Origin of the sequence: Clavibacter quasicaliforniensis, from assembly GCF_051201715.1 — a bacterium.
GTDB lineage: Bacteria > Actinomycetota > Actinomycetes > Actinomycetales > Microbacteriaceae > Clavibacter > Clavibacter seminis.
In genome coordinates, this window is sequence record NZ_CP139624.1 from 1,149,933 (window position 1) to 1,162,965 (window position 13,033).

General features: G+C 73.6%; 13 protein-coding genes. 7 read left to right on the top strand and 6 right to left on the bottom strand.

What is annotated here, in order from left to right:
• Position 1: 1 nt before the first annotated feature.
• The gene (locus NL142_RS05530) at positions 2-1,534 is read right to left on the bottom strand and encodes an amino acid permease (protein ID WP_194683004.1); all 1,533 of its coding nucleotides are present in this window, start codon (positions 1,532-1,534) and stop codon (positions 2-4) included.
• A gap of 96 nt (positions 1,535-1,630) precedes the next feature.
• Here NL142_RS05530 and NL142_RS05535 point away from each other — a divergent pair, with 96 nt between their 5' ends.
• Positions 1,631-2,200, top strand: a complete 570-nt coding sequence (locus tag NL142_RS05535) for a hypothetical protein (RefSeq protein ID WP_435081273.1) — start codon at positions 1,631-1,633, stop codon at positions 2,198-2,200.
• A 31-nt stretch (positions 2,201-2,231) separates the two neighbouring features.
• On the opposite strand, the gene NL142_RS05540 is transcribed toward NL142_RS05535, so the two are convergent.
• Positions 2,232-3,560 carry an MFS transporter gene (locus NL142_RS05540; RefSeq protein ID WP_194683002.1) on the bottom strand — a complete coding sequence of 443 codons (1,329 nt, stop codon included), beginning with the start codon at positions 3,558-3,560 and terminating at the stop codon, positions 2,232-2,234.
• Positions 3,557-3,979: a MarR family winged helix-turn-helix transcriptional regulator gene (locus NL142_RS05545; RefSeq protein WP_086505697.1), complete on the bottom strand. Its 423-nt coding sequence runs from the start codon at positions 3,977-3,979 to the stop codon at positions 3,557-3,559. Before NL142_RS05545 ends, NL142_RS05540 begins: the two co-directional genes overlap by 4 nt.
• A 187-nt stretch (positions 3,980-4,166) precedes the next feature.
• Between NL142_RS05545 and NL142_RS05550 the strand changes: the two genes are divergently transcribed.
• Both NL142_RS05550 and NL142_RS05555 read left to right on the top strand, forming a co-directional pair.
• Positions 4,167-4,349: a hypothetical protein gene (locus NL142_RS05550; protein WP_194683000.1), complete on the top strand. Its 183-nt coding sequence runs from the start codon at positions 4,167-4,169 to the stop codon at positions 4,347-4,349.
• A 104-nt stretch (positions 4,350-4,453) separates the two neighbouring features.
• On the top strand, positions 4,454-5,287 hold the full coding sequence (locus NL142_RS05555; RefSeq protein ID WP_435081274.1) for an alpha/beta fold hydrolase: 834 nt from the start codon (positions 4,454-4,456) through the stop codon (positions 5,285-5,287).
• Between the two features lie 48 nt (positions 5,288-5,335).
• Here NL142_RS05555 and NL142_RS05560 read toward each other — a convergent pair whose 3' ends face one another.
• Positions 5,336-7,204: a glycoside hydrolase family 15 protein gene (locus NL142_RS05560; protein ID WP_435081275.1), complete on the bottom strand. Its 1,869-nt coding sequence runs from the start codon at positions 7,202-7,204 to the stop codon at positions 5,336-5,338.
• 57 nt (positions 7,205-7,261) lie between these two features.
• Between NL142_RS05560 and NL142_RS05565 the strand changes: the two genes are divergently transcribed.
• Positions 7,262-8,644 carry a glucose-6-phosphate dehydrogenase gene (locus tag NL142_RS05565; RefSeq protein ID WP_435081276.1) on the top strand — a complete coding sequence of 461 codons (1,383 nt, stop codon included), beginning with the start codon at positions 7,262-7,264 and terminating at the stop codon, positions 8,642-8,644.
• A gap of 31 nt (positions 8,645-8,675) precedes the next feature.
• Here NL142_RS05565 and NL142_RS05570 read toward each other — a convergent pair whose 3' ends face one another.
• Complete coding sequence (locus NL142_RS05570) at positions 8,676-9,326, bottom strand: hypothetical protein (RefSeq protein WP_435081277.1); 651 nt, start codon at positions 9,324-9,326, stop codon at positions 8,676-8,678.
• A 212-nt stretch (positions 9,327-9,538) separates the two neighbouring features.
• Between NL142_RS05570 and NL142_RS05575 the strand changes: the two genes are divergently transcribed.
• Positions 9,539-10,759, top strand: a complete 1,221-nt coding sequence (locus NL142_RS05575) for a mechanosensitive ion channel family protein (protein WP_435081278.1) — start codon at positions 9,539-9,541, stop codon at positions 10,757-10,759.
• Between the two features lie 72 nt (positions 10,760-10,831).
• Here NL142_RS05575 and NL142_RS05580 read toward each other — a convergent pair whose 3' ends face one another.
• Positions 10,832-11,020: a hypothetical protein gene (locus tag NL142_RS05580; RefSeq protein WP_043560687.1), complete on the bottom strand. Its 189-nt coding sequence runs from the start codon at positions 11,018-11,020 to the stop codon at positions 10,832-10,834.
• 162 nt (positions 11,021-11,182) lie between these two features.
• Between NL142_RS05580 and NL142_RS05585 the strand changes: the two genes are divergently transcribed.
• On the top strand, positions 11,183-12,337 hold the full coding sequence (locus NL142_RS05585; RefSeq protein ID WP_435081279.1) for an SLC13 family permease: 1,155 nt from the start codon (positions 11,183-11,185) through the stop codon (positions 12,335-12,337).
• An 82-nt stretch (positions 12,338-12,419) separates the two neighbouring features.
• Complete coding sequence (locus NL142_RS05590; RefSeq protein ID WP_043587752.1) at positions 12,420-12,998, top strand: TetR/AcrR family transcriptional regulator; 579 nt, start codon at positions 12,420-12,422, stop codon at positions 12,996-12,998.
• Positions 12,999-13,033 lie beyond the last annotated feature (35 nt).

A 13,033-nucleotide genomic window follows, 5' to 3' on the forward strand; every position in this document is an offset into this window, starting at 1 on the left:
GTCAGCGCTTCCGCTGGTCGGCCGCGTCGCGACCGGTCACGGGGAACGGGCCGGTGATGCCCTCGCGCACGCGCGCGATCTCGAGGATCCGGTCGCGCTGCAGGTACCAGCCCACGACCAGCAGCGGGATGATGATCACCAGCGACGCGACCGTGAGGGTGCCGATGGGCCAGTCGATCGCCATCAGCACGAGCACGCTGACGAGGAACGCGAGCGTGAGCCACGAGGTGACGGGCGCGCCCGGGAGCCGGAACGTGGGCTCCTTCGCCTTGCCCTGCTTGGCCCAGGTGCGCAGGCGCATCTGGCACAGGATGATGGTCGCCCAGCCGGCCACGATGCCGAGCGCCGCGACGTTGAGCACGATCTCGAAGGCCTGGTCGGGAACGACCGCGTTGAGGGCGACGCCGAGGAGCGTGATGGAGCCGGTGAGGAGGATCCCGCCGAACGGCACGCCGCCCTTCGACATGACGGTCGTGAACTTCGGCGCCGACCCGTTCATGCCCATCGAGTGGAGCACGCGGCCCGTGCTGTAGAGGCCCGCGTTGAGGCTCGACATCGCGGCCGTGAGCACGACGAAGTTCATGACGGAACCGGCGATGGCACCCACCTCGGGCGACCCGAGGCTGGAGAAGAACGTGACGAACGGGCTCTGGTCGGCGCTGTACGCCGTGTAGGGGAGCAGGAGCGAGAGCAGCACGATGGATCCGACGTAGAAGATCGCGATGCGGAAGACCACCGAGTTGATGGCGCGGGGGATGACCTTCTCCACGTCCTGCGTCTCGCCGCTGGCGGTGCCGACGAGCTCGATGGCGGCGTAGGCGAAGACGACGCCCTGCACGACCAGCACCACGGGGACGAGGCCCTGCGGGAAGACGCCGCCGTTCTGCTGGAGGACGGTCCACCCGGTCTGCACCTCGGCGCCGCCGACGGTGACGGGGAAGCTCCAGGCGAGCCAGACGATGCCGACGATGAGGAAGACCACGAGCGCGGCGACCTTGACCAGCGCGAACCAGAACTCCATCTCGCCGAAGACCTTGACGGCGACGAGGTTGAGGGCCAGGACGATGGCGAGGGCGATGAGGGCGAGCAGCCACTGCGGGGCCGCGGTGAACGCCGACCAGTAGTGCATGTAGAGCGCCACGGCGGTCACGTCGACGATCGCGGTGGTCGCCCAGTTGAGGAAGTACATCCAGCCGGCTGCGTAGGCGAACTTCTCGCCGTAGAACTCGCGGGCGTAGGAGATGAAGGAGCCGGAGCTCGGGCGGTGCAGCACCAGCTCGCCGAGCGCGCGGAGGATGAAGAAGGCGAAGACGCCGCAGATGAGGAAGACGATCGCGAGGGCGGGGCCCGCCGAGGCCAGCCGGCCGCCTGCTCCGAGGAAGAGGCCGGTGCCGATCGCGCCGCCGATGGCGATCATCTGGAGCTGACGGGGTTTCAACCCGTGCTGGTAGCCCTCCTGCTCGTGGCTGAAGTCCTGCGCCACGAAATCCGGGTCGGGCGTGACGGTGCTGCGGTCGCTCTCGCTTCGTGTCATCCGAATACGGTAGTGCTCCGGGGCATTCGCCCTGACACCCGCGTCGATCGACTTCCGTGGGGCAGATCACCTGTGATAGGCGCCGAGGAGGCCCGCATGGCCCGCACGCACAGTCCCGCACGGCGGATCCGAGGGTGGGCGCCCGTCATCGCGGTGGCGGGGGCGCTCGCGCTCGCCGGGTGCACGACGGGATCCGGGCAGCCCGCCCCGCAGACCACGGCGCCCGACGCCGGAGCGTCCGCGGACGCGGGAGCAGGGGCCGCGCCCGATGGCACCGCGAGCCCCGAGCCGACCGCGACGCGCGCTCCCGGCCCGCCGACCGAGGACGAGCTCGCCACGTGCTCGACGCTCGCGCAGGTGCTGCCCGACTCCACCAAGCTCGTGCAGGCGCTCGGCGACGGGAAGCAGGTGGATCCGACCCTCCTCGACCGCGTCAAGCAGGGCGACGCCGCGCTCGCCGGCATGGCGCCGGAGAACATGAAGCCGCTCGTCACCTCCTTCTCGACGATCGTCGACGAGCTGGAGGCGCTGCGCTCGGGCGCCGACACGGACGGGGCGTCGCTCGACACCGGGCAGTACCTCCGCGCGACGAGCGCGTTCCTCGACTACTGCCTCGACGACGTGGGCTACGTGCCGCAGACCGCGGCTCCGACGCCGGCGCCCTGAGCCGCGCGCGTCGCACCCGCGGCGCCCCGCGTCATGTGCGGCGCGCGACCGCCTCGTCCGCCTCGATGTCCTCGCGCGCGTCCTCGCGGCGGTCGCGGCCGTCGCCGTCGTGCGTGACGAGCAGGTGCGGCGTGCGGTGGATCCGGTACGAGACGCGCAGGTGCCGGTGCAGCACGAGCCACGCGATCGCGATGAGGGCGGCGACGATGCCGCTGGCCGCGCCCACCATGACCGCCGCGCGCGGGCCCCACGTGTTCGCGACCCAGCCGACGATCGGCGCGCCGAGCGGGGTGCCGCCGACGAAGATCGCCATGTAGACGGCCATCACGCGGCCCCGCATGCGCGGCTCGACCGTCAGCTGCACGGTGCTGTTGGCGCTCGTCATGAGGGTCTGCGAGACGACGCCCACCAGCACCAGCGCCAGCGCGAAGAGCAGGTAGGTGGGCGCGATCGCGGCCAGTCCGGTCGCGATGCCGAAGAGCGCGGCGCCCACGAACACCAGGCGGATGCGGGGCCGCTCGCGGCGGGCTGACAGCAGGGCTCCCGCGACGGATCCCACGGCGAGGCTCGAGGAGAGCAGCCCGAACTCGGTCGCGCCCTTGCCGAACTCGACGCTCGCCATGGTGGAGGTGAAGATCGGGAAGTTGTAGCCGAACGCGCCGACGAGGAAGACGATCACGAGGATCACCATGATGTCGGGACGGCCGCCGATGTAGCGGAAGCCCTCGCGCAGCTGCCCCCGGGACCGGGCGACGCGCTCGGGGCGGCGGAGCTCGCCGACGCGGAGGCGCGTGAGCGCGAACAGCACGGCGATGAAGCTGACGGCGTTGATGAGGAACACCCATCCGGTGCCGACGCCCGCGATGAGCACGCCCGCGACGGCCGGGCCGATCATGCGCGCCGCGCTGAACGACGCCGAGTTGAGCGCGACGGCGTTCGAGAGGTCGTCGTCGGAGACCAGCTCGGAGACGAAGGACTGCCGGGCGGGTGCGTCGAGCGCGGAGGCGATGCCCAGCAGGAGCGCGAAGAGGTAGACGTGCCAGAGCTCGGCGCGGCCGGAGAGCACGATGAGGCCGAGCCCGAGGCCGAGGATCGCCATGGTGCCCTGCGTGATCATCAGCACGCGCCGCTTGTCGTACCGGTCGGCGATGAGGCCGGCGTAGGGGGAGAGCAGGAGCATCGGGCCGAACTGCAGCGCCATGACGATGCCGACCGCGGTCGCGTCGTAGCGGGTGAGCTCGGTGAGGACGATCCAGTCCTGGGCGGTGCGCTGCATCCACGTGCCGACGTTGGAGACGAGGGCGCCGGCGAACCAGATGCGGTAGTTCGGGGCGCGGAGGCTGCGGAAGACGGCGCTCACGACGCGGCCATGCGGCCGAGGAGGGCGGCGGCCTCGCCGAGCGTGGCGCGCTCGGCGGCCGTGAGCTCGTCGAGGCGGAGGGAGAGCCAGGCGTTGCGCTGCCGGCGGGTCTCCTGCACGACCCGGCGGCCGGCGTCGGTGACGGTGACCGTGACGCGGCGGCCGTCGTCGGGCGCGGGGGAGCGCTCAGCGTATCCCGACTCCACGAGGCAGTTGACCGTGCGGTTCATGCTCGGGGCGGTGACGCGCTCGATCTCGGCCAGGCGGCCGGGGCTCGTCGGCCCGTCGCGGAGGAGCAGGGCGAGCACGACGAACTGGCTGTCGCTCAGCTCGTGGTCGGCCTTCTCGGCCCGCAGGCGGCGGGCGAGCCGCATGACGCCCGCGCGCAGGCTCTGGCTGAGGTCGGGGGAGTCGGGCATGTGCTTAGGCTAGCTCATTAGTCCTGCTAATGACTCGTCGCGGCGTGACGGGATCCTGCGAGCCCGCCGCGGACGGACACGCGCCGGGGCGCCGGCCGCCCGGCCGGGCAGGATGGGAGGACACCGCCGGCCGCGATGCACCCGCGACGACGCGGACACCGGCCGAGCGACCAGAGGAGGCACGGACATGACCCATCACGACGGCACGGCCGACGCGCACGACGACGACGCGAAGCTCGGCGGCGACGGCACGATCCCTGCTGGTGCGACGGGCGTCGCCGCCGGCCACGACGGCGGGAACGACCACTTCGAGCCCGAGGAGGACACGCCGCACCACACCGACGAGGACGGCGACGGCGACGACGCCTAGCCCGCTCGACCCGGCGCCCGCGACCCGCGCGGGCACCGGGTCGTCCGCTCCACGGGCGACGACCCGGTCGGTCGCTCCACGGCGTCCGCGTAGCCTGGATCCCCGTGGACACCGCGACCAACCCCCTCGACGGCACGCGCATCGCCTACAGGACCTTCGGTGCCCGGCCGGCTGACGTCCGGCTTGGGGACGGGGATGCCCGCGACCCGGCGCGCGCACCGGTAGTGCTCGTGCACGGCACCGCCCTGTCGCAGGCGATCTGGCGCGGCTTCGGCTGGGTGCGCGCGCTGTCGCCGACTCGCCAGGTGATCACGCTGGACCTCCGCGGCCACGGTCGCAGCGACACCCCGCACGACCCCGCGGCCTACGCGATGGACCTCATGGTCGCCGACGTCGTGACCGTGCTCGACGCGGTCGGCGCGTCCGTCGTGCACCACGTGGGCTACAGCCTCGGCGCGCGGGTCGGCTTCTCGCTGGCCGCCGCGCACCCCGACCGCCTGGTCTCGACGTCGAGCCTCGGCGGATCCCCGCGCAGCGGCGTCGGCGTCTTCGACCGCGTCTTCTTCCCCGGCTGCATCGACGCGCTGGAGGCCGGCGGCATGCCGGGCTTCCTCGAGGCGTGGGAGCAGCACAGCGGGCAGCCGGTGGACTCCGCGACGCGCGGGGCGTTCCTCGCGGACGACGCGCGGGCGCTCGCCGCCTACATGCGCGAGTCGGAGCGGGACGCGGGCGTGCCCGACCAGGTCTTCGCCGGGTCCGCGGTGCCGCTGCTGCTCGTCGCGGGCACGCGGGATCCCGAGCGGCTCCGCGCCGCCCACCACGTGAAGGCGCTCCGGCCGGACGCGCCGCTCGTGGAGCTCGCGGGGGCGACGCACGCGGACACCCCGCGGCACCCGGACGCGCTGCCGGCCGTGGCCGCCTTCATCGGCGCGCTCTGACGGCCGGCCCGGGCGGCCCGTACGGCCCGCCCGGCGGCGAGCGCCGGATCAGTCCGCGGTCGCCGACCCGCCGCGCGCCGCCTCCGCGTGCGCGAGCGCGGCGTTGCCGTCCTGGTGAGCGCGGTCGAGGTCGTCCGGGTGCGCGGCGGCCGCGGCCTCCAGCGCGTCCGCCGCCCGGACGAGCGCGAGGTGCGACAGCGCCTGCGGCACGTTGCCCGCCTGGCGCTCCCCGACCGGGTCGTACTCCTCCGAGAGGAGCCCGACGTCGTTGCAGAGGGCGACGAGCCGGTCCATCAGCGCGCGGCCGTCGGCCTGGCGGCCGGACCGGGCGTACTGCTCGACCAGCCAGAACGAGCAGGCGAGGAACGGGTACTCGCCAGCGGGCAGCCCGTCGACGCCCGCGCTGGTGTCGTAGCGCAGCAGGAAGCCCTCGTGCATCAGCGTCCGCTCCATCTGCTCCACGGTGGCGAGCATGCGCGGGTCGTCGTAGGCGCAGAAGCCGGCCTGGGCGAGGATCAGGAGCGAGGCGTCCACAGCGGTCGTGCCGTAGTGCTGGCGGAAGGCGCCGGTCTCGGGATCCACGCCCCTGTCGAGGATCTCGTCGCGCACCCGGTCGCGCAGGTCCTTCCACTGCTCCACCGGGCCGTCGAGCCCATGCCGCTCGACGCCCTGCACCGCGCAGTCGAGGGCCGCCCAGATCATCGCCCGCGAGTGGGTGAAGTGCTGCTCGGCGCCGCGGATCTCCCAGATGCCGCTGTCCTGCCGCTCCCAGTTCTCCTCCACGAAGCCGATGAGCGCGCGCTGCAGCGGCCAGGAGAACTCGGTCTCGCCGACGCCCGCGTCGCGCGCGGCCTGCAGCGCGAGCATCACCTCGCCGATCACGTCGGCCTGGTACTGCTCGAACGCGCCGTTGCCGACGCGCACCGGGCCGGAGCCCTGGTAGCCGGGCAGGCTCGGGAGGTCGCGCTCCGGCAGGTACCGCTCGCCGCTCAGGCCGTACATGATCTGCACGTCGCCCGGATCCCCGGCGATGGCGCGCAGCAGCCACGTGCGCCACTCGTCGGCCTCGCTCTCGAAGCCGTGCGCGAGGAGGACCTCGAGGGTGAGCGACGCGTCGCGGAGCCAAACGTAGCGGTAGTCCCAGTTGCGGGATCCGCCGAACTGCTCGGGGAGGCTCGTGGTCGCCGCCGCGACGATGCCGCCCGTGTCCTCGTGCGTGAGCGCGCGGAGCACGAGCAGCGACCGGCGGACCGCGGCCTGGTGCGGACCGGAGTGCTCGATGGAGCTGGCCCACGACTCCCACCACTCGGTCGTGTGCTCGATCGCGGCGTCGACGTCGAATGCCGGCGGCTCGCTGCGGTGCGAGGGGTACCAGGTGAGGGCCGTGTCCACCGTCTCGCCCGCGGAGACGTCGAAGGCGACGCCGTGGTGGCGGTTCGTGGCCGTGAGCTCGGGGCCGCGCACGACCACCGCGTCGGGGCCGGCCACGGCGACCAGGCGCGGGTCGTCGCCGTCGAGCTTGCGGATCCACGGGAGCGCGGTCGCGTAGCCGAAGCGCAGGCGCAGGTCGCCCTGCATGCGGACGGTGCCGCTGATCCCGCGCACGCGCCGCACGACGTCGGCACGGCGGTCGCCCATGGACATGAAGTCGGTGACCTCGACGGCGCCCTCGGGCGTGTCCCACCTGGTCCAGAGCACGAAGGTGTTTCCGAGGTACGTGCGCTGGGAGACGGTGGCGTCGGGCGAGGCGGGCGCGAGCTTCCACGCGCCGTGCTCCTCGGTGCCGAGGAGCGCGCCGAACATGGACGCGGAGTCGAATCGGGGGAGGCACAGCCAGTCGATGGAGCCGTCGCGGGCGACCAGCGCTCCCGTGTGGCAGTCCCCGATGAGTGCGTAGTCCTCGATGCGCATGGCCATGCGCCATCGTCCCACGGCACGCTGCCGGCTCCCTGCCGCCGCGCGTAGCCTGGCCGCATGCCCGCGACCTCCACGCTCCTCGTCCTCGGCGCCAGCGGCGACCTCTCCGCGCGCCTCCTCCTCCCCGGCCTCGGCGAGCTCCTCGCCCACCGCCCCGACCTCGGCCTCCAGCTCGTCGGCGCGGGCACGGAGGACTGGGACGACGAGCGGTGGCGCGAGGTCGTCCGGACCTCGTTCGCCTCCCTCGGCGCGGAGGGCCCCGCGGTCGACCGCGTGCTCGCCGGCACGACGTACCACGCCGCCGACGTCACCTCCCAGGCCGACCTCGAGCGCCTCTTCGCGGCCTGCGACGCGGCGCCCGCCGTCTACTTCGCGCTGCCGCCGGCCGTCACCGAGAGGGCGTGCGAGGCGATGACCGGCATGACGCTGCCCGAGGGCACATCGCTGTCGCTCGAGAAGCCCTTCGGCACCGACCTCGCGAGCGCGCAGGCGCTCAACCGCCTGCTCGCCACGCTCGTGCCGGAGGAGCGCACACATCGGGTGGACCACTTCCTCGGCCGCTCGACCGTGCGGAACCTCCTCGGCCTCCGCTTCGCCAACCGGCTGCTCGAGCCCGTGTGGAACGCGCAGCACATCGCGAGCGTCGAGATCGTCTACGACGAGCAGCTCGCCCTCGAGGGGCGCGCCCGCTACTACGACGGCGCGGGCGCCCTGGCCGACATGATCCAGAGCCACCTGCTGCAGGTGATGGCCGTCTTCGCGATGGAGGCGCCCGCCACCACCGACGCGCGCGACATCCGCGACCAGAAGGCGCTCGTGCTCCGCGCGACGCGGCCGTGGGGCGGGGACCCGGTGGCGTCGTCCCGTCGCGCGCGCTACTCGGCGGGCGACGTCGAGGGGCGCCAGCTCCCGGCCTACGCCGACGAGGAGGGCGTGGATCCCGCCCGCGGCACCGAGACGCTCGCCGAGATGACCGTCGAGATCGCCAACTGGCGCTGGGCGGGCGTGCCGTTCCGGCTGCGCTCGGGCAAGGCGATGAAGGACCACCGCCGCGAGATCGTGGTGACCTTCCAGCCCGCGCCGCACGTGCCCACCGGGCTCCGCGGCGCGGATGAGCCCGACAGGATCCGCATCCTCATCGCTCCCGACGAGCTGCACCTGGAGCTCAACGTCAACGGCCCGGCCGACCCGGACGTCATCGACCGCGCCGAGCTGGTAACGGCCTTCGACCCGGGCGACCTGCCGCCGTACGGCCAGGTCATCGACGGGATCATCTCGGAGGACGAGGCGCTCTCGGTGCGCGGCGACACGGCCGAGGAGTGCTGGCGCATCGTCGAGCCGGTCATCGCCGTGTGGCGCGCGGGCGAGGTGCCGCTCGAGGAGTACCCGGCCGGATCCGCGGGGCCGTGGGACGGCCCGCAGGTGGCGCCGAAGGGCTGACGCACCCGGTCCGCGCGGTCGTCGAGGGCGGCTAGGCGCGGAGCATGGAGCGGAGCGCCGCGGGGACGCGGCGCGGGTCCCCGGCGAGCTCGGCGAGGGAGCCGTCGAGCGGATCCTCGTCGAAGACCGCGAGCTCGCGCGCGACCGCGTCCTGCCGGGCGGCGGCGTCGTCGCCCGCGAGCGCTTCGCGCCCGTCGGATCCCGTCGCCCGCGCGTCCTCGAGCGGGAGGGCGGCTGCGGCGGGGGAGGCCCCGAGCGCGAGCGCCACGTCGCGGGCGATGTGCGCCGTCATCAGCTCGTCGAAGAAGCCTGCCGTCGTGTCGGGCGTGCGGCGGACGAGCGCCCACGCGCCGTCGGGGCCGAAGTGGTGCGCGAGCGCGGCCTGCACGACGAGGGCGAGCGGGCGGAGGTCCGGCTCGCGGTCGGCGTCGGGCGCGTCGCCTTCCTCGGTGATCGACGCGGTCGCGGACGGCTCGTCGGGCACGGCCTTGTGCGCGGGCACGTGCGTCGGCCGCACGGGGCCGCCGTGGAGCCGGGCGGCGATCGCGGCCAGCTCGCCGGTGGCGGTCGAGACCACGGGCGCGGGCGGCGCGGCGACGGATCCCCGTCCGCCGGACCTCGGGTCGGACGCGGCGGGCGCGGCCTCGGTCGGGACGGACTTGCCTCTGCGCCACCGGAACATGATCCACGGCCTCCCCGATCGCACCGCCGCGATCACGCTCATCATCGTGGGCGACACGCCCGGGCTCACCCGCGACACGCCGGTGTTCCCGCGGTGGGGGCGCCGGGTCCGCGCCCCCGTGCGCCCGTCGACGCGCGGCCGGCGGAGCGCGGAGCGCCTGCGAGACTGGACGCCCGGGACAGCGCGGTCCGCCCGACCCCCCTGGAGGAACCGTGGACCTGCTCGCCGTGCCCGCCGTCGCCGTGACCGTCACGCTGCTCGCCGCCGTGGCCGCCGCCCTGCTCGTCACCGCCTTCGTCGCCCTCGTCGTCCGCGTCGTCGCCCGACGCCGGGAGTGGGCGGCGCAGCTCGTCACCCGCGCCCGCCGCCCCTTCCGCGTGCTGCTCGTGGTGGTCGCCGTCTGGATCGCGCTCCGCGCCTCGGTCGCGCCGGGCGAGGTGCGCGACGGCCTCGACCACCTGCTGCACGTGATCACGATCGTCGCGGCCGCCTGGCTGGTGTGCGCGCTCGCGATCTTCTTCGAGGACCTCGGGCTCAGTCGCTACCGGGTGGACGTCGCCGACAACCGGATCGCGCGCCGGGTGCGCACGCAGGTGCTCATCATCCGGCGGCTCACGGTGGTGGCGATCGTGGTCGTCGCGATCGGAGCGATCCTGCTGACCTTCCCGGGCGCCCGGGCCGCGGGCGCGAGCGTCCTGGCCTCCGCGGGGCTCGTGTCGATCGTCGCGGGCCTCGCCGCGCAGTCGACGCTCGCCAACGTGTTCGCCGGGATGCAGCTCGCCTTCAGCGACGCCATCCGGGTGGACGACGTCGTGATCGTCGAGACGGAGTGGGGCCGCGTGGAGGAGATCACGCTGACCTACGTGGTCGTCCACATCTGGGACGACCGGCGGATGGTGCTCCCGTCGACCTACTTCACGACCACGCCGTTCCAGAACTGGACCCGCACCAAGTCCGAGCTCCTCGGCGCGGTGGAGCTCGACCTCGACTGGCGCGCCACGCCCGCCAGCATGCGCGAGGAGCTCGACCGGGTGCTCGCGACGACCGACCTCTGGGACGGCCGCGTCTCCGTGCTGCAGGTGACGGACGCGGTCGGCGGCTACGTGCGGATCCGCGTGCTCGTCTCCGCCGTCGACGCGCCCACCCTGTTCGACCTGCGCTGCCTCGTGCGCGAGCGCCTCGTCGCGTTCCTGCACGAGCACAGCCCGCAGTCGCTGCCGCGCACGCGCGTCCAGATGGTGGATCCGCACGAGCACGGCGACGCGCCCCGAGCGGGACGGCGCGCGGCCGAGGCCGAGCCGACGGGCCTGTTCTCGGGCACGGCGCAGGGGGACTCGCGCGCGAGCCAGTTCACCGGGCCGATCTCCACCGTGCCGGACGCCGAGCGCATCGACCTCGAGGTCGACGGCGACAGGTGGCGCACGCACGACTGACGCACGCGAGCACCCGCGCGCACACGAGGACGCGCACGCCCGGAAGGACGTGCGCGTCGCGTTGCGGAGCGGCTAGTTGCCGATCTGCCCGTCGCGAGAGTCCTCGATGACGGTGCCGATGGCGATCGCCACGGTGATGCCCCAGCTGAGCCACATGAGGCCGAGCTTCCAGTCGCGCGGACCCCGACGGGTCGTCTGCATGGTGCTCCAGCCGCCGACGAGGGCGCTGAGGACGCTGCCGTTCAGGATGTACTTGCGCATGACACCTCCCAGTGTGCTTCCACGGTACCGGGATCCGCCGGCCGCGTCCGCCGCCCGGCCGCGGGCGAGCGCTCGGTCCCGGCCGCCGTCCCCTTTCCGCAGGCGGTGCGGACTCCCGGCGGGCGATGAGTACAGTGATCGCGGATCAGACAGGAGGCGCCCGTGCGCACAGCCCTCATCGGGGTGGTGCTCCTCGTCGTCGGCGCCGTCGCCGTGGCCACCGGAGCCCTCCCGCTCGACGACCTCGGCGTCCTCTACGAGCGGGTCTGGCCGATCCTCCTCTTCGTGGTCGCCATCACGGTGGTCACCGAGCTGGCCAGCGAGGCGGGGCTCTTCACCTGGATCGCCGAGCGCGCCGCGGGCCTCGGCCGTGGCCGGACGTGGGCCCTCTGGCTGGCGACCGTCCTGCTCGCCTGCCTCTGCACGATCTTCCTGTCGCTCGACACGACCGCCGTGCTGCTCACGCCCGTGGTCGTCGTGCTCGCCCGGCACTGCGGGCTGCCGCCGCTCCCGTTCGCGCTCACGACGGTGTGGCTCGCGAACACGGCGTCGCTGCTGCTGCCCGTCTCCAACCTCACGAACCTGCTCGCGGAGCACGAGCTCGGGGGGCTCGGCCCCGCCGGGTTCGCGGCGCTCACGGTCGCGCCCGCGCTCGTGGCCATCGCGGTGCCCGTGCTCGCGATCCTCGTCATCCACCGCAAGGACCTCTTCACGCGCTACGAGGTCGGGCCGCCGACCGCGCCGACCGACCGCGTGCTGCTCGTGGGCAGCGCCGTGGTGGTGGGGCTCCTCGTGCCGGCGCTCGTCTCGGGCGTCGAGGTGTGGATCCCCGCGCTCGCCGCGGCCGTCGTGCTCGCGATCCTCACGGCCGTCCGCCGCCCGCGCGTCCTGCGGCTCGGGCTCCTGCCCTGGCAGCTCGTGGTGTTCGCCTCGGGCCTCTTCATCGTGATGGAGGCCGCGCAGTCGCTCGGCCTCACCGCCGTGATGGCCGCGATCTCGGGTCAGGGCCAGGATGCCGGAGCGCTCTTCCGGCTGGCGGGCGTCGCGACGCTCAGCGCCAACGCGGTCGACAACCTGCCGGCGTACCTCGCGCTCGAGCCGGTCGCGGGATCCCCGGAGCGCCTCGTCGCGATCCTCGTGGGCGTCAACGCGGGCCCGCTCATCACGCCGTGGGCATCGCTCGCCACCCTGCTCTGGCACGAGCGCCTCGTGAGCATGGGCGTGCACATCAAGTGGTCGCGCTACGTGCTGCTGGGGCTCGTGGGCGCACCCCTCACGGTCGGCCTCGCGATGCTCGCCTTCGTCCTCACGCGCTGATCAGGCCCCGGGACCTGTCAGGCCGCTGGCAGTCTGACCGATCGTGCAGGGACTGACCGATCGGTCGACATAGGCTCTCCGCGTGACCCGATCCCCCCGCGCCTCCGCCGGCGACGAGCTGCGCACCATCGCCGCGGCGCGCTTCGCCCGCGACGGGTTCCAGGCGACCTCGCTGCAGCAGATCGCGGACGAGGCGGGCTACTCGAAGTCGAGCGTGCTCTACCACTTCGCCTCCAAGGAGGCGCTCCTCGACGCCCTCCTCGAGCCGACCATCGACGCGCTCGCCGAGGTCATCGACCGTGCCGACTCCATCCGCGGGGACGAGGACGCCAGGCGCCAGTTCGTCGAGCGCTTCATCGACTTCCTCCTGCTGCACCGGCACGAGGTCGCGCTGTTCATCACGCAGGGCCGCTCGCTCGGGCATCTCGCCGTCATCGAGCGTGCCAACGACCTCGTGCGCGCGCTCGGCGAGACCGCCGGAGCGCTCGACAGCACGCTCGACCAGCTGCGCTTCGGCGTGGCGCTCGGCGGCGCGGCGTACATCCTCGCCGCGAGCGACGACTGGTCCACCAACGAACCGCTGCCCGACGACGAGATCAGGGCTGCTCTCGTCGTGGTCGTGGGGGAGCTCCTCGCCCCCCTCGGCACCCGCTCCGCCTGATCCCGCTCCGCCCGTCCCCCCGCACCACCCTCCTA

Coding starts and splice junctions, on each gene's coding strand:
- NL142_RS05530 (WP_194683004.1), bottom strand. CDS start 1,534: ATGACACGAAGCGAGAGCGACCGCAGCACCGTCACGCCCGACCCGGAT.
- NL142_RS05535 (WP_435081273.1), top strand. CDS start 1,631: ATGGCCCGCACGCACAGTCCCGCACGGCGGATCCGAGGGTGGGCGCCC.
- NL142_RS05545 (WP_086505697.1), bottom strand. CDS start 3,979: ATGCCCGACTCCCCCGACCTCAGCCAGAGCCTGCGCGCGGGCGTCATG.
- NL142_RS05550 (WP_194683000.1), top strand. CDS start 4,167: ATGACCCATCACGACGGCACGGCCGACGCGCACGACGACGACGCGAAG.
- NL142_RS05560 (WP_435081275.1), bottom strand. CDS start 7,204: ATGGCCATGCGCATCGAGGACTACGCACTCATCGGGGACTGCCACACG.
- NL142_RS05565 (WP_435081276.1), top strand. CDS start 7,262: ATGCCCGCGACCTCCACGCTCCTCGTCCTCGGCGCCAGCGGCGACCTC.
- NL142_RS05570 (WP_435081277.1), bottom strand. CDS start 9,326: ATGTTCCGGTGGCGCAGAGGCAAGTCCGTCCCGACCGAGGCCGCGCCC.
- NL142_RS05580 (WP_043560687.1), bottom strand. CDS start 11,020: ATGCGCAAGTACATCCTGAACGGCAGCGTCCTCAGCGCCCTCGTCGGC.